Origin of the sequence: Embleya sp. NPDC059237, assembly GCF_042754105.1 — a bacterium.
Lineage (GTDB): Bacteria > Actinomycetota > Actinomycetes > Streptomycetales > Streptomycetaceae > Embleya.
On the sequence record NZ_JBHZAE010000010.1, the window covers coordinates 259,096 to 278,268 of the forward strand.

Sequence of the window (19,173 nt, forward strand, 5' to 3'; positions counted from 1 at the left end):
CGCACAGGTCCAGCGCGAAGAGCGCGGCGACGAGGCACCGGCGCTGGTTGAGGTCGTTGCCGCGCGTGGCGTCGGGCTTGGCGCCGGGGGCTCGGACGTGCGGTTCGTGCGGTCAGGAGCGGCGTGCGATTGAGGAGTTGCGGACGCTGGTGGTCGAACTCGAAGCCCGCGAGACCGCCGAGGACCACCTGGCCGAGGCCCACCCCGGCCGCACCACATCGACCGCGAGCGAGGTCCTGGCCGTCGCGACCGGCGAGATCCGCCAACTCCAGGCCGCACTTGCCATGGTCACCGCCGAGTGCGACGTCATTAGGGCTCGGCTCGCCCACGAGCACGACGAGGTCGCCGACGACGTCCGAGAGTCCGTCCGGTTCATCCAAGCCGCCGCCGAGTGCAGAACCCAACGCCCCGACCGGCCTACCGACCAGACGGAGACCCCGCGATGACCACCGAGACCACCGTCCCCTACGCCATCGCCGACGCCATCCAGGCCGCCATTGAGGAGCCGACGCCGTGACCGAGCCTGTGCGCTTCGACCCGTTTGTTCGCCGTCAGCCCGATCCGACATCGCCGTTGTTCTGCGCGACCTGCGGGATCGAGGACTTCCCCCACACCCACTTGGCGAAGTCCGAGCCGCAGCAGGCTGACGAGACCTCGGCCGCGCCGCTCGACCTCGACGCGATCCGGGCCCGCTGCGACGCCGCCACACCCGGACCCTGGGGCTACATCGACCGGTTCGGCCTGATCGCCGCCGACCCGGAGGCCATCAACGCCGACCACACCGCCTACAGCACCGCGATCGCCTGCATGGAACCCGGCGACGACGACACCGAGGCCGAGGAAGAGAGCGAGGCCCGGGTCGCGGCGAACGCCGCGTTCATCACGACGGCTCGGAGCGACGTGCCCGCGCTGCTGGCCCTGGTCGCCGAGCAGGCCGCCACGATCGCGGCGACCGACGCCGAGCGGGATCGGCTGGAGGCCGAGGCGCGACGGGTCGCGACCGCCCGGCGGCTGGAGGAGGCCGCACACCGGCAGACGGTGGCCGAACGGGACGACGCCGAGCACCGCGTCGCCCTCGCGCAGCGCCTCGCCCGCCGGGACGACTACGACCTCGACGTCGACCTGGAGGGCATCGTCGGCGACGGCCTGTGCGGGGCGGCCGACTGGGACGGCGACGACCGGCCGCCACAGTGGCTGGTCGACCGGGTCGTCGAGATCGTCCGGCCGCACCTGGCGCGGGCGACGGAGCGGGCCGAACGGCGCGGACTGGCGTGGGAGTCGGCCCGACGGCGGGCCGTGCAGCTGCGGGCAGGACTCACCGATGCGCGCAGCGCCATCAACGAGGCCAACGTCGGGACGCTCCGCGCGGGTGCCGTGGTGAACGAGGCGCGGGCAGCAAGGCAGCGGCGGGATGCCGACCTGCTGGAGGCGCGGGCCGAGATCGCCCGCCTGCGGACCACCGCCGTGGCGATCGGCCCCGGCCTGGGCGCCCTGGCGGCGGACCTCGCCGGGCGGACGGCGGCGGAGATCCAGCGGCGGGACGACGCGGAGGCCGACCCCGGGCGGTGCATGCCCTCGCGGAACGACTGGCGGCTGGCGCGGGACCGGACGCGGGCGGCCGAGCACGAGGCCGAGCGCCTGGAGGCCGAGCTGGTGCACCTGCGGGCGGCGAACGGCAGCAATCGGCGGATCAACGCCGAGCTGGAGGCCGAGCTGGTGGAGGCGCGGGCCGAGATCGAGCGGCTGCGGGCCGACCGGGTCCGGGAGCGGCATGAGCGGGCCGAAGCGGCGGAGTGGCCGGACGACGAGCCGACCGCGCCGGAGGTGGTGACGGTCAGCCTGGACGCGGCCGGCCCGCCGCCGTACCCGACGACCGAGGACTACCGGGTCGTGGCCCGCGGTCGGCCCGCTCCGGTCGACTCGACCGTGAACACGTTGGCAGAGGCCGAGCGGCAGATGGCCACGTGGCGGAGGCGGCGCCCGGACTCGCCGCCGCTGGAGATCCGGCGGCGGCAGCAGGTGTGGTCGGTCGCCGCCATCGAGGACCGCGACGCCACAGGCGCCCCTGAGAGCCCCGCAGACACCCCCAGTAAGGGACCGGCGCCCGCCCCCGATCGGTCCTAGCCCCCGCCACGGCCCGCCGTGAGGCAACGGCGGGCCACCGACCAGCCCCACCGACAGGAGAAGCAACTCATGGGACTCGACTTCAGCCACACCGACGCGCACTGGAGCTACAGCGGCTTCATGCGCTTTCGCGAAGCCATCGCCGCCCACGAAGGCATCGACCTCTGGCAGATGCAGGGCTTCAACTCCGGCCCGGACGCGATCTCCTGGTCCACCGTCACCAGTCCGCTGAAGGCCCTGCTCAACCACTCCGACTGCGACGGCCACCTCACTCCCGAGGAGTGCGCCGTCGTCGCCCCCGGCTCCGCCAGGTCGTCATTGCACTGTCGCCCGAGGACTCGTTCGACCGGCGCCACGGACTCCTCCTCGCCGACGGCATGGAAGCCGCAGCGGCGGCCGGTGAACCCCTCGAATTCTGCTGACCGCAAGGCCCGCCCCGGGACTCAGCCGGGGCGGGCCTCCACCACCGTAACCACACCAGGAGCGCCATGACCGACGACCGACCCGATGCCGACCGCTGGAACGCGCACCACCCCGTCGGCGCCCTCGTACACGCCTGGCCTGGCAGCCGCGACACCGAGCCCGTGACCACCCGCACCCGCACACCCGCCTGGACCCTCGGGCACGGCACCGCCGTCGTCTCCGTCGACGGCTACGCAGGCGGCATCAGCCTCGGCCACATAGAGGCCCGCGAACCCGCCGACCAGCACCGGAGCGACGTGGACGACGACACCCCCACCGGCCAGCACTACCCCTGCCAGATCGGCGTCTACTGCGACGCCTGTGGTGTCGAGCGGCGCGGCGACTACTGCCCCGAGCACGCCGTCCGCGTCAGCGCCTGACCCACGCAGCGGCCCGCCCGGGACTCAGCCGGGGCGGGCCATCCCGACCGTACCCACCACAAGGAGCAACCAATGGGCTGGTCTTCCGCAGGCCACATCTTCGACCCCGTCGCCCGCGCGCTCATCGACGCCGGAGTTGACGGACCCACCAAGCGCAAAGTCCTCGGCGACCTGATCGGCCGCCTCCAGGACGGCGACTGGGACACCGAGGACGAGTCGCTGGAGGAATTCCTCGACGACCCCGACGTCGTCGCGGCGTTCGCCGACCGGGGCGTGACGCTCCCCGTCGACCCGGAGGCCGAACTCGTCGCCGCCCGCGCCGAGAACGACGAGCTGCGCGAACGCGTCGCCGACCTGGAGCGGCAACTCGCAGCTCGCGATCGAGCCTGACCCACCTGCCCCGCCGGGGCCACGCGCACCGGCCCCACCATCGGAGACCACCGTGCACATCCGCATCACCGAGCACCCCGGCCAGACCCTGATCACCCTCCAGACCGGTCCCCGCGCCTACCTCACCCTCCCTGCCACGCCGGTGCCGACCGACTGGCCGGAGAGCCGCGAATACGACATCCCCAGCCTGAGCCTGACGAGCCTCGACGTGTCTGTCGGCCGAGCAACCGAGGAGCCACAGCGATGACCCGCCGGACGATGCCCATTGCGGACCTCTTCCGCGACTACACCACCGGCGACGGCGCCGACTGGCCCGGCGAACGAGCCGAGTTGGAGAAGATCCACGCCGACCACCTTGCCGAACTCCGCATTTCGATTGCCCAACACGGCATTCGCGAGCCCGTCCTGCTTTGCCCATTCGAGCGGCGCGTCATCGACGGGCATCACCGCGTCCTCGTCGCCGAAGACCTCGGTCTGGTCGAAGTGCCCGTCACCGACGCGTGGGACACACCCCAGGGGCCGCCGCAGTGAGCCACCGCCGCGAGTACACCGTCCGCACCATCGAGCACACCGTCGCAGCCCACCCGCCTTGGGGGGCGACGTTCAGCGAGATCAGCAAAGCCCTTCGGTCCGCCGAGACCGAGTTTCGGAAGCTGCACGGCCTCGGCGCCGAGGTGTCCATCGCGGACGGCGCCCTCCCGATGTTCCCCGGCGATGACGAGCTGATCGTCCGGTTCACCGTCAAGGAGTCGCAGAAGTGACCGAACCCACCGTCCACACTGTCCACACGTGGGAAGGGAGGATCCTCGACCTGAACGGCGACACGTTTACCGCCGAACTGCACCCGACGAGCATGCCCGGCCGTCCGGTCCTCGCCGACTTCGACCTGACTGTCCTCGGTGACGACGCGACCCACGCGGCTCCCGGCGACGCCATCGACGTCACCATCCCCACCCACCCCCGGGATGGCGGCGGCAAGGTCCGGCTCCGGCGGCTCGGACCCGTCACCTCGACCGAGACCCGGGCTGCCTACGCCGAGGCCGACGAATGGCTGGAGCGTTTGTGGCCGCTGTTCGACGAGGAACCGCGGCGATGACCGAGGCCACCGTTCGCTGGTTCCGCCGTCTACCCGTAGAGGTCCAGGCCGTTCAGGTCGTTGGCGACGAAACCGGAGACCTCGGCCGGGCCATTGCTCGCTGGTGCCACGGCAGTGTTGGCGGCGACTGGACCGATCCCGTCATCACCGTCGGCACCCCCTTCGGCCCGGCCACCGCCCGCTGCGGCGACTGGATCCTCCGAGAACCGATGGCCGTCGGCTGGACGTACCGCGTCGTATGGAACCCCACCATGGGCGCCGACCACGAGGAGATCGGCCCCGACATGAGGGAGCCCCAGGCATGACCGAGCCCACCGCCGAGCAGCTCGACAACCTGATCGACCACGTCCACCGGCGCCGCCTCACCCCGGCCGAAGTCGAGGGGCTCCGCGCGGGGATCGCCAACCTCCGCCGACAACTCGCCCTCAGCCAGGCCGGGGCCTCCCAGCGCGAAGCGCTCCTCACCGAAGCGCGCGACGCCCTCGAGGAGCAGGGCGGCCACGGCGACGCCTGGCCGGACATCGTCGCCCCCATCCACGCACTTGTCGTCGAACGCGACCGGCTGGCCGCCGCCGTGCAGCGCGTGCGGGACCTCGCCGACGACATGCGGACCTGGCACACCCCACGCGACATCGGCGTCAACTACGCCGACCGCATCCGCAAAGCCCTCGACACCGACAAGACCCTCGACCAACTCCGGCCGCGACCCGACGCCCTCGGCACCGTCGGCCTGTTCGGCGCGATCAACATCCCGCAGCCGATGACCGCCGAGGAGTACGCCGGCATTGAGGCGATGACCAAGCAACTCGCGCAGAAGGTGTGGGACGCCACCCTCAACGACCGGGAGCACGCATGAGCGAGCCGACCTACCCCCACGTCATCCCCGAGGCCGAGGCGGCGCGCCACGGCGTCCGCCAGGTGCTCCTGCGCGAGCCCGAGTGGCAGGCGCTGCTGATCGTGCTCGACGCGTGCGGACTCGACGCGATCCCTATGCAGTTCGGGCCGGACGACCTGCCCACCTACATCACGACGCCGAAGGTCACCTGACGCGCCGAGGGCCCGCGCTCGACCGTGGGGAGCCGGGAGCACGGGCCCATCACCGGCCTGGGGGGGCCGGAACAGGGACGGTACGCCTGATCCGTCCCGATTTCCATACATAGATCGTCTTGAGTTCCGAACGAAACCGGTCGGATACCGACCCAGAGCAGTACGAGGAGGACGCCTGATGGCAGGCGAAGTAGTGATCACCGTTGTGGGGAATCTGACCGCCGATCCTGAGCTGCGCTTCACGCCCAGCGGTGCCGCCGTCGCGAACTTCACCGTGGCGTCCACGCCGCGCACGTTCGACCGTCAGACGAACGAGTGGAAGGACGGCGAAGCGCTGTTCCTCCGCTGTTCGGCCTGGAAGCAGCTGGCCGAGAACGTGGCGGAATCCCTCCAGCGCGGCACGGGCGTCATCGTCCAGGGCCGGCTGAAGCAGCGGTCCTACGAGACCAAAGAGGGCGAGAAGCGCACCGTCGTGGAGCTCGAGGTCGACGAGATCGGCCCGACCCTGAAGTGGGCGACCGCCAAGGTCACCAAGGCGAGCCGCGGAGGCGGCGGCCAGGGTGGCTACGGCGGCGGTCAGCAGGGCGGCGGCCACGGCGGTCGTCCCCAGCAGGGCGGTGGCGCACCCGCCGACGACCCGTGGGCCACTCCCGCAGGGGGCGGCCAGCAGCAGGGCGGCGGCGGCGCGGGGGGCTGGGGTCCCCCGCCGGGCGGCTACTCGGACGAGGCACCATTCTGATGCGTGCCTGGGTCGAGGCGTCCGCCTCGCAAGGTGACAGCTTCGCTACCGTCCTGTTGGACCTCGACGACTTCGACAAGCTCGACGGCCGCGTCCTGTCCATCGGTTCACACGGGTACGCCCAAATGTGGAACCGCCCCGGCGTCATCCTGCTGCACCGCTGGATCATGGGCGTCCCCGTCGGCACCCAATACCGGGCGATCGTCGACCACATCAACCGCAATCCGCTCGACTGCCGTCGCGCGAACCTGCGCATTGTTACCGCCACCGAGTCGAACCTCAATCGGGGCATCTCCAGCCGCGAACTTCCGCGCGGCGTTTACCGAACGCCTGCCGGTCGGTTTGCCGCTGCAATCAAACGGCACCGCAAAGTGCGACACCTCGGGACCTATGGCACACCGGAAGACGCCGCGCTTGCTGTCGAAAGCGCACGGCAGTCCGCCGATGTCAGCCCGCTTGGGTCCTGACCCGCCCCATCGACCCGCCGGGCGTCCCGTCTCGGGCGCCCGGCGTCCCGACTACAACCAGGAACACGACGTGACCGACGAACTCAGCCCGGACGTATTCCACATGGCCGACGAAACCGGCTGTGGACTCACCATCAACCCCATCGACGAGGCAGGTGAGCGCGGCGTCGCGATCTTCGCTTGCGAGGACGGTGTCTACGTGCGCCCTGCGCGTGCCGCCAAGGTGATTGCGGCAATCCGTCGCGGCTGCGGCCTCGACGCTCCGAGCGGTCATGCCATGAGCGAGCCCATGTCCGACGAGCGCTTGGCCGAGGTTCGCGCCGTGCTGGAGTCGGTGCCCGCCGGCCCGTGGTGGTGGCGGCTCGACTGCGGTTCGCCGGACCTGATGACGCAGCACTCCGGCTGGTTGTACCTCCTCGAGTCGGAGGCGACCGTCCGGGAGGACGGGGAGCCGCAGACGGACATCGTGGTCCGGACCGAGTTCCCGGGCGCGAAGCCTCCGCAGGCCCCGCTGATGCGCTCGTCGCGGGAGTTGGGCGCAGCGTTCAAGTCGAACCCGGTCGTGCGGTTCACCGAGCAGTCGCCGACGCTGGTGGCCGAGCTCCTGGCCGAGGTCGACCGGTTGCGGTCCGCGCTGGAGGCCGAGCGTGCGTCCCGCACCTCCGGGACGGTTGTCGGCACCTGCGACGGCTGCGAGCGCGACGGCCGGCCGTTGGCTCCGGGCGCGTGGATGTGCGTCGACAGCGCGTCGTGCACGGCCACCGGGGCGGGCACGGCATGACGCCCGAGGACTATGACACCTTGGAGGTGGAGGCCGTTGACGTGCCGACGTTCTCGAACGCCGACGAGGGCTACGCCTGGATCGACGCGAACTGCGCGACCTGCGTGCACGAGCAGCCGACGCGCGAGGGCCGGGACGGCGACGGCTGCCCCCTGATACTGATCGCCCTGATCGGCAAACGGCCCCGACAGTGGGCCGACGGGCCGCGCACGCCGGAGGGGTTGTACGCCAGGGCGACCCAGTACGTGTGCAGCGAACAGCGCAGCGAGCGCGCGGACGAGCTGCGCCCCGTTCCGGTGATGGCCGGCCAGGAAGAGTTGCTGCCCCGCGAGCCTGCGGCGCCGCCCCGTCCGAATCCGGGCGGAGGTTCGTCGTGCCGCTGCTCGTGAACGCGCCGGAAGCCGGCTCCGATACGACGTCGGCGAGCGAACTGGTCCACGCGTGCTGCTGCGACCCGGATGTGGGCCTGTGCGGCGAGGACCTGAGCGGTTCGTCCTGGGCCGCGGACGAGGACGACATCGAGTGCGTCGTGTGCGTCGACCTGGTGGAGGCGGAGTGGCCGTGCGGTCCGGACTGCCCGGTGGGGTCGTGACCTCCCTGGAGGTGGTCCGCGTGATCGTGATGGGGAGCCGCGAATACGAGGACTGCGACACGGTAATCCGCGGCCTCGTGCGCCTGCGATACGCCCACCCCAGGGCGAGGTTGGTCGTCGTACAGGGGGAGTGCCCCACCGGGGCGGACCGCTGCGCCCGCACGTTCGTGACGCAGGCCCGCGCCCGATTCGGCTGGGACGTGGAGGGCGATCCGTTCGCGGCGGACTGGGACTCGTGCGGCGACGACTGCCCGCCGTACCCACACCGCGTGCCTCGCCTCCCCGGGGACGTCGTGCACCCGGGTGTGCTCCCCACCTACTGCCCGGGGGCCGGACCGCGAAGGAACGCGCGGATGGTCGCGGCCGGCGCCGACGTCGCGCACGCCTACCCCTTGGCGACCTCGCGGGGCACACGCAACTGCATGCGCTTGGCGCGAGCCGCCGGCATCCGGGTGGAGGAGTTCGCGGGGGCCCGGACGTGACCGGTGTCCTGATCCTGGCCGCCGTCTACGGGCTCGGCGTGTGCGGCCACGTGGCCCTGCTCCTGCACCTGACACGCACCGACCCGTGGATCGGCACGCTGGCGCAGGTCAACCCGCGCGCCGTCGCGCTCGCGGGCGCCGTCACCGCCGTCGCGTGGCCGGCCGTGTGGATCGCGGAGGCGCTGATCCGCTGCGCACGGCCGCGCCCCTGAGCCCCGCGACAGCAGTGCGTGTCAAAATAGATGCCAAAAAAGATGTCGAAAAACGTGCTCAAATACTTGTGGTGAGCCGCCCCTTCGCTCTCTAATGGTGGAGCGAGCCGAGGTCGAGGGCCGGCACATCGCCGGCCCCTCGCCGCCTACGCCACGAGATTGCTCGCCGACCCAACCCCGCGCCCCGCGCCCGGGGTCCGTCATGTCCGCAACGGTGCCCCCGTCGATGGGAACCCCATGAGCAATCCGCCCACCCGCCACATCCTCATCGTCCTCGACCGCTCCGGCTCGATGGAAAGCGTCCGCGCGGACGCCGAGGGCGGCCTGCGCGCCTTCCTGGCCGAACAGGCGACCGCGTCGACCGAAGACGTCGTCACCCTGGTCCAGTTCGACAGCCGGATCGAGACGGTCTACGAACGCCGGCCCCTGACCGAGGTGCCCGATTTCGTCCTCGAACCGCGCGGCTCCACGGCGCTGCTCGACGCAATCGGCATCACCGTCTCCCGGGAAGCCGGCCGTATTCGGACCGCCCCCGCAGCCGAGCGCCCCGACCATGTCGTCGTCGTCGTTCAGACCGACGGTCACGAGAACTGGTCCCGCGAGTACACGCTCGACGGCGTCCGCGCCCTGATCGAGCGCATGCAACAGCCGAATCCCGGCTGGACGTTCGTTTTCCTGGGCGCGAACCAGGACGCGTTCGCGGCCGGGGAGCGAATGGGCTTCCGGTCCGATACGACGCTGAGTTACAGCGGCCGGAACACGACCGAATCCCTGCGCCGTGCGGGCACGATGGTCGCCCGAGGCACCGAGACGGGCCTGTACACCTTCACCGACGACGAACGCGAACAGGCGAAGCCCGAGGCCGGACCCGACCGTTGACCACCGTCGACGCCCGATACGACCACGTCCGGCGCAGGTTCCCGCGGCGTATCGCCGCCCTCATCGGGTGCGCGTGACCACGCACCCCCACCGCCTCGGAGGCACCCCCATGGCCATCGACACGGCCACCACCTACGCCCGCGTCCGCGACGCGCTTTTCGACGGCGCGGATCTGCATCATCTGAACATCACTGTGCGCGAGATGGACGTCCTCGCCGCCATGGTCAACCGCGCCGTCAACCACATGAGCGAACCGCGCGAAGACCGCCTCCACGGACGCGAAGTGGAGGTCCTGGTCGGCTTGGCCCGTGGCCTCACGTATGCGGCCATCGGCGCCGAGATGGGCCTGAGCGAGAGCACCGTCCGCAAGTACGGAACCGAGCTGTACCGGGTGCTCGGCGCCACCAACCGCTACCAGGCCGTCGTGCTCGGTCTCGTCATGGGCGACCTCGACCTCGTCGAGCTGGCCGAAGCCGTCACCCGCGACAACCTCGCCGCCGACGACGACGCCGAGGCCACCGGCCCGGCGCGCGCCGCCGCCTGACCCAACACCCAACACACCATCACACTCGGGAGACCCCATGTTCCTCGGCAGCAGAAAGCGCACCTCCGACGCCCCCGCAACACCCACCGACGACCGGCCCCAGGGGGTCGGTTCCGCCATCGACCTCACGAAGTTCACCGCGACCGCCCCCGGCCTGGTCGACCTGTACAAGAAGGCCGGCGTCTCGCTGGAGAAGCGCGGACTCCGGGGAACCCGGGCCGCCGTGTACCTCGTCCTGGATCACTCCGGCAGCATGAGCGGCTACTACGGCAACGGCACCGTGCAGGCCCTCGCGGAGCGGGTACTGGCTGCGGCGGCACACTTCGACGACGACGGCATCGTGCCCGCGGTCCTGTTCGAGTCCCGCGCCCACGAGCCGGAGCCGATCGTCCTCGGCTCCCACGACGGCCGCATCGCCGAACTCCACGCAACGTGCCCGTGGGGCGGCACCGACTACGCATGCGCCATCGAGGCCGTGGTCCGGCACTACCAGGCGTCCGGCGCAACGGACCCCGCTTTCGTCGTCTTCCAGACCGACGGTGCCCCGAACTCGGAGGCCGATACCGAGAGCGCGCTCCGGCATGCGTCGAAGCTGCCGATCTTCTGGCAGTTCATCGGATTCGGTCACCACTCGCAGTTCGATTTCCTGCGTCGCCTCGACACTCTTCGCCACCGCGCCGTGGACAACGCGGGCTTCTTCGCGGCCGGGCCGGACCCGCGCGCCATGTCGGACACGGACCTGTACGACCGGCTCATGGCCGAGTTCCCCCAGTGGCTCGTCGTCGCGCGTGCCGCAGGCATTCTGCGATGACCAACATCGAGCACGACTCGATCACCACCCGTGTCGGGCACCATGCTTGGAAGCTTTCCATCCTCGGCCTCGGCATCATCGTCGCGAGCTACGTCACGATCGACTCGTTCGCCCTGTTGGTCACCCTGATGTGCCTCGGCCTCGTCGTGACCGTCGCCGCCGACGTGTACGGCTTCTCTCACGGGCCGGAGAGGCCATGTCTCTCCTGTCGACGCTCCGAGCCGGACAACGGGGCCTGGCAGGCGCACGAGCTGAGGGGCATGCTCCGCGCGCATCACGTGCTGTACCACCCCGGCTACCACCTGGGTGTGCTGGTGAGCCCGCTGGTCTTGATCTGGCTGCTGCCCGGTCACTTCGGCGTGACGTGGCTGCTGTGGATGGGCGCCCAGGCCCTCCCCGCGTGCACGGTGCCCTTCCATCGTCCCGTCCGGGCCTGGTGCCCCAGCTGCAACAAGGGCGGCGGCGGGGGCGGCCACGACGACATCGTCGCCGCCCCCGATCCGGCGTCTCCCGCTTCCCGCTGAGCCTTCGAAGGGCCTCGCCTTGTCCACTCTCCGTGTCACCCCCGAGCGTCTGACGATCCACCCGCACCCCAACGCCGACGCCCTGGAACTGGCCCAGGTCGGCCTCTACCGGGCCGTCGTACCCAAGGGCGCCTACACCACCGGCGACATGGCCCTGTACATCCCCGAACAGGCCGTCGTTCCCGACCCTCTGATCGCGGAACTCGGCCTCACCGGGCGGCTCGCAGGCCCCGACCACAACCGCGTCCGGGCCATCCGGCTCCGCGGCGAACTCTCCCAGGGCATCGTCTGCCGCCCGGCCGCGCTGGCCGACGTCGACCTGGAGGCCGCGGCGGCCGAGGGCACCGACTTCGCCGAGCGGTTGGGGATCACCAAGTGGGTTCCGCCGATCCCCGTGCACATGAGCGGCGAAGTCGTCCCCGCAGCGCAGCTCCTGCCGTGGATCGAGATCGAGAACATCCGCCGCCACCCCGACCTGTTCACCCCCGGCGAGCACGTGATCGCTACCGAAAAGATCCACGGCACCGCCTGCCTGTACACCTACGTGGCCACCACGGGCGAGAGCTTCGTGTCCTCCAAGGGCTTCGGCTCCAAGTCCCTGGCCCTGGTCCGCAACGACGACAACCTGTACTGGCGGACCGTCCTGGCCCACGGCGTACCCGAAGCCGCCGCCCACCTCGCGAAGGCATTCGGCGCCGAGCGCGTGGGTATCTTCGGCGAGGTGTACGGGGCCGGCGTCCAGGACCTGGCCTACGCCACCGACGCGAAGAAAACGACGCCCGGCTACGCCGTGTTCGATCTCGCGCTTGCCCACGCAGAGGGCCCGGCGCAGTGGCTCAGCGCCGGCATCCTGCCCTCGGCACTGCGCTGGAACGGCGAACTCCCGGTGGTACCACGCCTGTACGACGGACCCTACGACGAGGCTGTCCTGCTGAAGCTCGCCGAAGGCGCCGAGACGATCTCGGGCACCTGGGCGCACGTGCGGGAGGGCATTGTCGTCCGGCCGTACTACGAGCGGCACAGCCCGATCCTCGGCGGCCGGACGATCGGGAAGATCGTCTCCGAGGCGTACCTGACACGCAAGGGCGGGACGGAATTCGAATGAACGGCGAACCCGACCTCGCCGCCGAAGTCCGCGGCGCTGTCTTCGCCGTGATCCTCGAACACCGACTGAACATCACCGCAGGCGAAACGTCGCTCCTGGTGACGGCCGTCGTCGGTGCGGTCCGCCGCTGTGCACCGCAGGCCACCCGCCCCGGCCCGACGTCCGCCTACACGTCCGGCGGGACCGGACGCTCGACGATCTCATCCCCGATGCTCGCGGACATCCTTGCCGACCACACCGAAGACGTGGACGGCCACCTCGTATGGAAGAACGAACAGAACGCCAGGATCGCGTGGTGGGGCCGGAAACTGAGCGGTCGCCAGGTCTCGTTCCTCGTGCACCGAACCCGCCCGGCTGAGGGCCAGATCAAGCGCCGATGCAAGGTCGAGGACTGCGTCGCTCCCGGTTGCCTGGCGGACCGGCACGACCGCGGCGTCGAACTGGAACACGCCGTCCTGGACGCACCCCATGAATCGTGACCCCATCGCCGACCTGCGCCGCGCCGCGGCAGCGCTGGTCGAGGGCGGCGACCCGGTCGACGCCGCGGTGGGGGCGTGGCTGGACGGCGTGGCGGAGCGCATGGGCACCGGGGGTTGGGTGTCGATCCCCGAACGCAACGCGGCCCTGAAGATCACCCGGGCGATGCACCGCCGCACCGCAGCCCATAACCGCGCACGAGACAACGGCGGCCCGTCTCGACTGGGACGAGACGGGCCGTGAACCACGGTACGCCCCCAACCCGACGCATCGATCGAAACGAGGAAATCCCGTGCTGCGCTTCGCACTCGGCACCCTGGCCGGTACCGCGACCGGGGCCGTGGTCGTCCACGCCACCGAACGGCCGAGTCTCGCAATCGTCGTGGGCCTCGCCGTCGCCTGCGTGATCTGGTCGTGGCGCCTGCTGGTCGACGCGATCGACACGGTCCTGGACGTGCTGACGTGAGCGATACCACCGCCCTGGGCGACCGCATGAAACGCCACGAGCAGGCCACCCGCGCCGTCCTGCCGGCCCGCACGTACACCGTGATCCGCGTCGACGGCCGCAGCTTCCACAACTACCTGCGCGGCTGCGCCAAACCGTTCGACGAGCGGTTCATGGCCGACATGAACCTGGTCGCCGAAGCCCTGTGCGCGGAGATCTCCGGCACGGTCCTCGCCTACACCCAGTCCGATGAAGTCTCCGTGCTGTGCACCGACTTCCAAGCGGCGGGCACACAACCCTGGTTCGGCGGGGTCGTCGCCAAGCAGATCTCCATAGCCGCCTCCGTGGCCACCGCGACCCTCAACGCCGCCCGCCCCGGCAAACGGGCCCTGTTCGACGCCCGCGTGTTCACCCTGCCGAACTCGGTCGAGGTCGCGAACTATCTGATCTGGCGTCAGCGCGACGCCGTCCGCAACAGCATCTCCATGGCCGCCCAGGCCTACATCCCGCACAAGCAGCTCCACGGCGTCAACGCCAACGGCATGCAGGAACTCCTGTGGTCCGCCCACCGCATCAACTGGAACGACTACCCCGACGGCGCGAAACGCGGCCGGTTGACCCGCCGCCGCACAGGAGAACGCGAAGCCACGTGGACACACCGGCGCACCGGCGAAACCCACACCGAGACGGCGCTGCGCTCCTGGTGGGAGACGACTCCCGCACCGCACTTCACCACCGAGCAGGGCGGCTTCCTGGCCGGGATCATTCCCGAGGCTCCGCGCCTCGAAGTCGGTACACCGATGCATGAGACGGAGGTAGGCCAGTGAGCCCGCACGACCCGGCCCGCCGCGGATTGCGGTCGTATCGGGACCGGCAGGTGGACGAGTGAACTCCTGGTACCACGCCCAAACCTCGGCCCGCAGATGGGGCGGCACGCCCGAGCTGTACCTGCCCATCCACGAATTCATCGACAGCTCAAAGCGCATCATCGGCGACCCCCGCCACCGCTCCCTCTACCACCACACCGAAGGCGTCTGGCTGTGCCAACAGATCTTCGGCACGACCATCGAGGTCCCCAAGCAACACGGCGTTGCCCGGATACCCGTCCGCCTGGTCGCCGAACAGCACGTCCTCGAAGACCTCGGCTGGCTCCCCAGCCCCGCCGACTACCTCGACGGCATGCCCATCAAGCCTTGGATGTCCGGCAGCCGGCGCAAGTCCGTGCCCCTGTCCCACCTGCTCCTCGCCCAACCCGGAGGCACCAAGTGACCAACGAACACCGCTCATTCCTCGGGCTCCCCGTCAAAGGCGACATCATCCGCGGTCGCAACCGAGTGGATCAACGGCCCCTCGAAGAACTCCAGCCGCTCCTCCAGGCCGTCCTCGACGACCCGACCATCGTCGAATTCGGGTGGCGGCAGTACACCCCCTACTTCAACGACGGCGAACCCTGCGAATTCAGCGCCCACGCCCCGTGGTTCCGCACCGACACCGACGACGAAGACGCCTCCACATGGGACCTGGAAATGTACGACCACCCCAGCCTCGGCGACCAACCCCGCTCCTGGGATAACGCCACGAGGACATACGTCGACCGACCCTACGAAGGCCCCGACGAAGCACGCTACCGGCGCTGCCACGACCTTGCGTCAGCCATCGAGAACACCGCCTTCGAAAACGTCCTGCTCCAGGCTTTCGGCGACCACGCGGAGATCACGGTCCGCAAGGACGGCATCGAAGTCGAGACATACGAACACGAATGACCCAGGTGAGCAACGACACGGCTGAACGGACCGCCCAGTGAACGAGAACACAACCGCACCTTCGGACGGACCACTGTGCGCCGTATGCGGGTACGCCCTACACGGCGACCAGGTCGACCGTGTCGCATGCCGCCGCTGCGAGGAACGCCTCGACGGGCACCTCGAATCCCTCCCCGGCCAGTACGCCGCCCTCGCGGAAGCCCTCCTCCCCGGCACCCAAGCCGACGGAACACCCGTGTCCGGCACGCGAACCCCGCCCCTGCCCGTCCAACTGGAGGCGCTGAACCTGCGCGCCCCCGGAGGCATCGTCACCATCCTCGGCGAATGGGAGGACGACTGGCGCCGCCTCTACGGCTGGTCACCCGCCGGACCCCGCGGCCGGGCCGAGGAGGCCCTGGACAACACCGTGCGGTTCCTCCGCAACAACCTCGGCTGGGCCTGCCGGCAACACCCCGCCATCGGCGAGTTCGCCGGAGAGATCGGCGACCTCATCACACGCTGCAAGACCGCCTGCGGCAAACGCAGCGACGCCAAATACGTCGGCGACTGCCCCGGCCCCGACGACGACCAGGAGTGCGGCGTGCGCCTGTACGCCGACCCCTGGCTCGACTTCATCCGCTGCCGCAGCTGCCGCACCGAATGGCCCCGATCCGAATGGATCGGCCTCGGCATCCGCATGCACGGCGGCACACCCCCCACCACGAAAAGGATCGCCTGATGAGCCGCGAAGTACGTCGCGTCCCCCTCGACTTCGACTGGCCGCTCGAACAGGTCTGGGACGGATACATCACCCCCGACAGGCTCCTGGAGGACCCCTGCCCGGATTGCGAGCGCGGTCGCTCGCCGCGCGCCGAGTACCTGTACGCCCTGTGGTACGGCAACGCTTCGTTCGGCCCGGCAAGCACCGGCTCCACCCCGCTGCGCCACGACACCCCCGCGGTACGGGCATTCGCCGAACGCAACATCGCCCACTCGCCCTCCTACTACGGCAACGACGACGCCGCCGTCGTGCGCGAGGCACAACGACTCGCGGACCTGTGGAACGGCATGTGGAGCCACCACCTCTCCCAGGCCGACGTCGACGTGCTGATCGACAACGGCCGGCTCACGGAACTCACGCACACGTGGGACCCCGAGGCGCGCCAGCGCAGGAAGACCGAACCCCCCGTGAGGCCGACTGCCGAGGAGGTCAACATATGGTCTCTGTCCGGTTGGGGGCACGACTGCATCAACGCACACCTCGTCATCAGCGCCCGCTGCGCGCACGAGGGCGTCGACGACACCTGCCGCACCTGCGAAGGCCACGCCACCATCGAGAAGTACCCCGGCCAGCGCGCCGAAGCCGAGGCATGGGAGTGGACCCAACCACCCGTAGGCGACGGCTGGCAGCTGTGGGAAACCGTGTCCGAAGGCTCCCCCGTATCGCCCGTGTTCACCTCGGCGGACGAACTCGCCGAATGGATGACCCTTCCCGAGCGCGGCCGAAAGCGGCTCTCGCGCGACGTCGCACGACGATTCGTGGCGGACGGCTGGGCACCGTCGTTCGTCGGCACACCCGGCGTCGGCATCGTATCGGGCGAGGCATGGGTCGGCGGGTTCGCCGACCCCGCCACCGTGCCGAACGACGCATCGGAACTGACCGTCGGAGGCGAGGAGCGGTGAGCCGCGTCTACTTCCACAGCCCGTCGACCATTGCCGAACCCCGCAGCACAGAACGCGCATGAGCGGCCTCACGACCGCAGCCGTGGTGGTGGGCTCGGTCGCCCTGTACATCCTCGTGGCGCTCGGCCTGGCGCGCCTGTGGCGCCAGCGAACAAACCAACCCTGGCACGACTCCGACGATCTGGTCGACGAAGCACTCGTCTATGGACTCTTCTGGCCCATCACCGTGCTCGTGCTCGGAATGTTCCGGATCATCTTGGTAGCCCGAAAGTTCGTCAGCCACCGCAACGAACCGGAGAACAAGGCATGAGCGACGACCCGTGCCAAATACTGTTCGTAGCCAAACCGCCACAGGAGTGATCATGACGAGCATGCAACCCACCGACATCCACATCACCCTCGACCGCACCGGCGCCGACGCGGGCGACTGGAACTGGGCCGAGGCCGCGACCCTCCAGTGGATGGAGGAGGCCGGCCGCCTCGGCTTCGGCTTCAGCGTCGAAAGCGAGGAGGTCCCGCACCCCGAACGTCAGGCCGCGATCGTCCGCCGCGACGACGACACCCGATGGACCCTCGACGTCGACGGAGACGGCACGGTGCAGGCGACGGCGATCGACCCGGCCGAGTAGTCACCCTTCCAGCCCCCGAGCCGCACCCACGCAGTCACCCCGGCTGCGCCAGGTGCGGCTCGAGGCGTTCGAACACCGGATGCCTCAAATGCCCACCCGACGTCCACCCCGTCGCCGACACCCTCGCAACCAGACGCGGCTCCACCCACCGCACACCAACCCCCACATCCACCTGCCCCGCGAACGGCGACACCTCGCGGGGCACAACCGCGAACAGTTCCGCCAACTGCCGCTGCTCCACACCCGACAGGCCCGACCCGACCGCGCCGACGTACCGCAACCCACCGGGCTCCACCACACCGACCAGGAGCGCCCCCGGCACACCACCGGCCCGGCCGCGGATCGGCAGCCAACCACCGATCACCACGTCGATCACCAACTGGTGCTTGATCTTGATCCACTCGTCCGAGCGGACCCCGGGCCGATACGGCGACGTCAACAGCTTGCAGACGATCCCCTCGAAACCCTGCTCCCGCGTCAACTCGAACGCCCGACGGGCGTGCCCCACCGTGTGCGCCGGCGTCGACCACCGGGCACCGGCCAAGCCCAGGCCCAGCAGCTCGCCGCGGCGCGCCGAGTACGGCTCGGCCAGGAGACTGCGCCCGTCCAAGTGCAGGATGTCGAACAGCATCAGATGCACCGGCGTCGTCCGCGCGAGCCGGTTCGCACGGGCGCCGTCGCGTACCGTCATGCGCGTCTGGAGCACGCCGAAGTCGGGGCGGCCCCGCTCGTCCAGGACGACGACCTCACCGTCGAGAATCGCGGGCCAGCGCAGCGACGCGCCCAGCGGAACCAACTCGGGGTACGTGCCCGACGCATTCCGGCCGGTACGCGTCACCAGGCGCGCCGTGCCGTCACCCGCGCAGTAGACCAGCAGCCGGGCGCCGTCCCACTTCACCTCGTAGCCATAGCGGTCGTCGACGGCCGCAGACGGCAGACGACCGGGGGAGGCCAGTATCGGCTTCAGCAGCGGTAGTGCGCCGTCGTGACTCATTCTCCGATGGTCGCCCAGTCGCCGGGGCCGTGCATGTGTGTGCGGCCGTCCGGATTCACCGGCCGGCCGCTCGCGAGACTCGTTCAGGGCTTGGGCAACACCAGTTCGCGAATGAGCCGCAGCGTATGCGAGTCGCTGCTCCCGAGGCCGGTCATGATGGAGAAGACATCCTCATCGCGGTAATTGCTCGACCCGCTGATGATTTCGGCGACCTGCGCCAAGAGACTGTCCTCGGCGGCGGCATCGTAGATCCACAATGACTGCGACTGGCGGGGCTTCTCGTTGACCCTGGGGTCCAACAGGCCAACGGGAAAGAATCCCAGTTCCTGCTCCTGGAGCCCTTCGGCGATGTACTTCAGAACCCAGTTGCCGAGCTTGGCGTACCCGATTTCCGCCCTCAGTTCTCCCAGCGAGACCTTGGTCAGACCATGGTTGGCGCGGCACTCCCTCGCGATTTGCCTCATATCCAGCTGCACTGCGACCTCCTCGGCTCTCGCCCTCAGCAGGAGCGTCACGTTAGAGGCCGGCACGGCAAGTTGTAGCGGTTTCCCCTAACAACTTCGAAATA

Annotated in this window: 37 protein-coding genes; 34 read left to right on the top strand and 3 right to left on the bottom strand. The window is 70.0% G+C overall.

Annotated elements, in window-relative coordinates:
• The first annotated feature begins 149 nt into the window (after positions 1-149).
• From ACFXKZ_RS29755 to ACFXKZ_RS29900, 30 genes are all read left to right on the top strand, one after another.
• Positions 150-446, top strand: a complete 297-nt coding sequence (locus tag ACFXKZ_RS29755) for a hypothetical protein (RefSeq protein ID WP_380004153.1) — start codon at positions 150-152, stop codon at positions 444-446.
• 67 nt (positions 447-513) lie between these two features.
• Positions 514-2,124: a hypothetical protein gene (locus ACFXKZ_RS29760; RefSeq protein ID WP_380004154.1), complete on the top strand. Its 1,611-nt coding sequence runs from the start codon at positions 514-516 to the stop codon at positions 2,122-2,124.
• A gap of 69 nt (positions 2,125-2,193) precedes the next feature.
• A complete protein-coding gene (locus ACFXKZ_RS29765; protein ID WP_380004155.1) occupies positions 2,194-2,616 on the top strand; it encodes a hypothetical protein in 423 nt (140 codons plus the stop codon).
• On the top strand, positions 2,613-2,966 hold the full coding sequence (locus tag ACFXKZ_RS29770; RefSeq protein ID WP_380004156.1) for a hypothetical protein: 354 nt from the start codon (positions 2,613-2,615) through the stop codon (positions 2,964-2,966). Before ACFXKZ_RS29765 ends, ACFXKZ_RS29770 begins: the two co-directional genes overlap by 4 nt.
• 72 nt (positions 2,967-3,038) lie before the next feature.
• A complete protein-coding gene (locus ACFXKZ_RS29775) occupies positions 3,039-3,356 on the top strand; it encodes a hypothetical protein (protein ID WP_380004157.1) in 318 nt (105 codons plus the stop codon).
• 52 nt (positions 3,357-3,408) lie between these two features.
• Positions 3,409-3,603, top strand: coding sequence for a hypothetical protein (locus ACFXKZ_RS29780; protein WP_380004158.1), 195 nt, complete (start codon positions 3,409-3,411; stop codon positions 3,601-3,603).
• A complete protein-coding gene (locus ACFXKZ_RS29785; protein ID WP_380004159.1) occupies positions 3,600-3,887 on the top strand; it encodes a ParB/Srx family N-terminal domain-containing protein in 288 nt (95 codons plus the stop codon). Before ACFXKZ_RS29780 ends, ACFXKZ_RS29785 begins: the two co-directional genes overlap by 4 nt.
• Positions 3,884-4,117: a hypothetical protein gene (locus ACFXKZ_RS29790; protein ID WP_380004160.1), complete on the top strand. Its 234-nt coding sequence runs from the start codon at positions 3,884-3,886 to the stop codon at positions 4,115-4,117. Before ACFXKZ_RS29785 ends, ACFXKZ_RS29790 begins: the two co-directional genes overlap by 4 nt.
• Positions 4,114-4,452, top strand: a complete 339-nt coding sequence (locus tag ACFXKZ_RS29795) for a hypothetical protein (protein ID WP_380004161.1) — start codon at positions 4,114-4,116, stop codon at positions 4,450-4,452. Before ACFXKZ_RS29790 ends, ACFXKZ_RS29795 begins: the two co-directional genes overlap by 4 nt.
• Positions 4,449-4,757, top strand: a complete 309-nt coding sequence (locus ACFXKZ_RS29800) for a hypothetical protein (protein ID WP_380004163.1) — start codon at positions 4,449-4,451, stop codon at positions 4,755-4,757. Before ACFXKZ_RS29795 ends, ACFXKZ_RS29800 begins: the two co-directional genes overlap by 4 nt.
• Positions 4,754-5,308, top strand: coding sequence for a hypothetical protein (locus ACFXKZ_RS29805; protein WP_380004164.1), 555 nt, complete (start codon positions 4,754-4,756; stop codon positions 5,306-5,308). The genes ACFXKZ_RS29800 and ACFXKZ_RS29805 overlap by 4 nt, the downstream gene beginning before the upstream one ends.
• Entirely contained in the window at positions 5,305-5,499 is a 195-nt protein-coding gene (locus tag ACFXKZ_RS29810) for a hypothetical protein (protein WP_380004165.1), read from the top strand. The genes ACFXKZ_RS29805 and ACFXKZ_RS29810 overlap by 4 nt, the downstream gene beginning before the upstream one ends.
• A 178-nt stretch (positions 5,500-5,677) precedes the next feature.
• Positions 5,678-6,238 (top strand): single-stranded DNA-binding protein, encoded by a 561-nt coding sequence (locus ACFXKZ_RS29815; RefSeq protein WP_380004166.1) that lies wholly within the window; start codon positions 5,678-5,680, stop codon positions 6,236-6,238.
• Positions 6,238-6,705: an HNH endonuclease gene (locus ACFXKZ_RS29820; protein ID WP_380004167.1), complete on the top strand. Its 468-nt coding sequence runs from the start codon at positions 6,238-6,240 to the stop codon at positions 6,703-6,705. The genes ACFXKZ_RS29815 and ACFXKZ_RS29820 overlap by 1 nt, the downstream gene beginning before the upstream one ends.
• A 70-nt stretch (positions 6,706-6,775) precedes the next feature.
• Positions 6,776-7,486, top strand: coding sequence for a hypothetical protein (locus ACFXKZ_RS29825; RefSeq protein ID WP_380004169.1), 711 nt, complete (start codon positions 6,776-6,778; stop codon positions 7,484-7,486).
• Positions 7,483-7,875, top strand: coding sequence for a hypothetical protein (locus tag ACFXKZ_RS29830; RefSeq protein ID WP_380004170.1), 393 nt, complete (start codon positions 7,483-7,485; stop codon positions 7,873-7,875). The genes ACFXKZ_RS29825 and ACFXKZ_RS29830 overlap by 4 nt, the downstream gene beginning before the upstream one ends.
• A complete protein-coding gene (locus ACFXKZ_RS29835) occupies positions 7,860-8,078 on the top strand; it encodes a hypothetical protein (RefSeq protein WP_380004171.1) in 219 nt (72 codons plus the stop codon). The genes ACFXKZ_RS29830 and ACFXKZ_RS29835 overlap by 16 nt, the downstream gene beginning before the upstream one ends.
• Positions 8,075-8,560: an SLOG family protein gene (locus ACFXKZ_RS29840; RefSeq protein ID WP_380004172.1), complete on the top strand. Its 486-nt coding sequence runs from the start codon at positions 8,075-8,077 to the stop codon at positions 8,558-8,560. Before ACFXKZ_RS29835 ends, ACFXKZ_RS29840 begins: the two co-directional genes overlap by 4 nt.
• Complete coding sequence (locus ACFXKZ_RS29845) at positions 8,557-8,772, top strand: hypothetical protein (protein WP_380004173.1); 216 nt, start codon at positions 8,557-8,559, stop codon at positions 8,770-8,772. Before ACFXKZ_RS29840 ends, ACFXKZ_RS29845 begins: the two co-directional genes overlap by 4 nt.
• A gap of 237 nt (positions 8,773-9,009) precedes the next feature.
• A complete protein-coding gene (locus ACFXKZ_RS29850) occupies positions 9,010-9,651 on the top strand; it encodes a VWA domain-containing protein (RefSeq protein WP_380004174.1) in 642 nt (213 codons plus the stop codon).
• 109 nt (positions 9,652-9,760) lie between these two features.
• Positions 9,761-10,195: a helix-turn-helix transcriptional regulator gene (locus ACFXKZ_RS29855; protein ID WP_380004175.1), complete on the top strand. Its 435-nt coding sequence runs from the start codon at positions 9,761-9,763 to the stop codon at positions 10,193-10,195.
• Between the two features lie 37 nt (positions 10,196-10,232).
• Positions 10,233-11,006, top strand: a complete 774-nt coding sequence (locus tag ACFXKZ_RS29860; RefSeq protein WP_380004176.1) for a VWA domain-containing protein — start codon at positions 10,233-10,235, stop codon at positions 11,004-11,006.
• Entirely contained in the window at positions 11,003-11,530 is a 528-nt protein-coding gene (locus ACFXKZ_RS29865) for a hypothetical protein (RefSeq protein WP_380004177.1), read from the top strand. Before ACFXKZ_RS29860 ends, ACFXKZ_RS29865 begins: the two co-directional genes overlap by 4 nt.
• Positions 11,531-11,549: 19 nt before the next feature.
• The gene (locus ACFXKZ_RS29870) at positions 11,550-12,635 is read left to right on the top strand and encodes an RNA ligase (ATP) (RefSeq protein ID WP_380004178.1); all 1,086 of its coding nucleotides are present in this window, start codon (positions 11,550-11,552) and stop codon (positions 12,633-12,635) included.
• Positions 12,632-13,114, top strand: a complete 483-nt coding sequence (locus tag ACFXKZ_RS29875; RefSeq protein ID WP_380004179.1) for a hypothetical protein — start codon at positions 12,632-12,634, stop codon at positions 13,112-13,114. The genes ACFXKZ_RS29870 and ACFXKZ_RS29875 overlap by 4 nt, the downstream gene beginning before the upstream one ends.
• Positions 13,104-13,355, top strand: coding sequence for a hypothetical protein (locus tag ACFXKZ_RS29880; RefSeq protein WP_380004180.1), 252 nt, complete (start codon positions 13,104-13,106; stop codon positions 13,353-13,355). The genes ACFXKZ_RS29875 and ACFXKZ_RS29880 overlap by 11 nt, the downstream gene beginning before the upstream one ends.
• Before the next feature lie 49 nt (positions 13,356-13,404).
• On the top strand, positions 13,405-13,578 hold the full coding sequence (locus ACFXKZ_RS29885) for a hypothetical protein (RefSeq protein WP_380004181.1): 174 nt from the start codon (positions 13,405-13,407) through the stop codon (positions 13,576-13,578).
• The gene (locus tag ACFXKZ_RS29890; RefSeq protein ID WP_380004182.1) at positions 13,575-14,384 is read left to right on the top strand and encodes a tRNA(His) guanylyltransferase Thg1 family protein; all 810 of its coding nucleotides are present in this window, start codon (positions 13,575-13,577) and stop codon (positions 14,382-14,384) included. Before ACFXKZ_RS29885 ends, ACFXKZ_RS29890 begins: the two co-directional genes overlap by 4 nt.
• A 58-nt stretch (positions 14,385-14,442) precedes the next feature.
• Positions 14,443-14,826: a DUF6915 family protein gene (locus ACFXKZ_RS29895; protein WP_380004183.1), complete on the top strand. Its 384-nt coding sequence runs from the start codon at positions 14,443-14,445 to the stop codon at positions 14,824-14,826.
• Positions 14,823-15,320, top strand: a complete 498-nt coding sequence (locus ACFXKZ_RS29900) for a hypothetical protein (RefSeq protein ID WP_380004184.1) — start codon at positions 14,823-14,825, stop codon at positions 15,318-15,320. Before ACFXKZ_RS29895 ends, ACFXKZ_RS29900 begins: the two co-directional genes overlap by 4 nt.
• A gap of 97 nt (positions 15,321-15,417) precedes the next feature.
• On the opposite strand, the gene ACFXKZ_RS29905 is transcribed toward ACFXKZ_RS29900, so the two are convergent.
• Positions 15,418-15,540: a hypothetical protein gene (locus tag ACFXKZ_RS29905; RefSeq protein WP_380004186.1), complete on the bottom strand. Its 123-nt coding sequence runs from the start codon at positions 15,538-15,540 to the stop codon at positions 15,418-15,420.
• A gap of 15 nt (positions 15,541-15,555) precedes the next feature.
• On the opposite strand from ACFXKZ_RS29905, the gene ACFXKZ_RS29910 reads away from it, so the two are divergent.
• The 4 genes from ACFXKZ_RS29910 to ACFXKZ_RS29925 are packed head-to-tail and all read left to right on the top strand — an operon-like array spanning position 15,556 to position 17,611.
• Entirely contained in the window at positions 15,556-16,038 is a 483-nt protein-coding gene (locus ACFXKZ_RS29910; RefSeq protein WP_380004187.1) for a hypothetical protein, read from the top strand.
• Complete coding sequence (locus ACFXKZ_RS29915; protein ID WP_380004188.1) at positions 16,038-16,982, top strand: hypothetical protein; 945 nt, start codon at positions 16,038-16,040, stop codon at positions 16,980-16,982. The genes ACFXKZ_RS29910 and ACFXKZ_RS29915 overlap by 1 nt, the downstream gene beginning before the upstream one ends.
• A gap of 58 nt (positions 16,983-17,040) precedes the next feature.
• The gene (locus ACFXKZ_RS29920; RefSeq protein WP_380004190.1) at positions 17,041-17,292 is read left to right on the top strand and encodes a hypothetical protein; all 252 of its coding nucleotides are present in this window, start codon (positions 17,041-17,043) and stop codon (positions 17,290-17,292) included.
• A 52-nt stretch (positions 17,293-17,344) separates the two neighbouring features.
• Entirely contained in the window at positions 17,345-17,611 is a 267-nt protein-coding gene (locus tag ACFXKZ_RS29925) for a hypothetical protein (protein ID WP_380004191.1), read from the top strand.
• Positions 17,612-17,645: 34 nt separating this feature from the next.
• Here ACFXKZ_RS29925 and ligD read toward each other — a convergent pair whose 3' ends face one another.
• Together ligD and ACFXKZ_RS29935 are read right to left on the bottom strand one after the other, a co-directional pair.
• Positions 17,646-18,605, bottom strand: coding sequence for a non-homologous end-joining DNA ligase (ligD, locus tag ACFXKZ_RS29930; protein WP_380004193.1), 960 nt, complete (start codon positions 18,603-18,605; stop codon positions 17,646-17,648).
• 83 nt (positions 18,606-18,688) lie between these two features.
• A complete protein-coding gene (locus tag ACFXKZ_RS29935) occupies positions 18,689-19,081 on the bottom strand; it encodes a hypothetical protein (RefSeq protein WP_380004194.1) in 393 nt (130 codons plus the stop codon).
• Positions 19,082-19,173 lie beyond the last annotated feature (92 nt).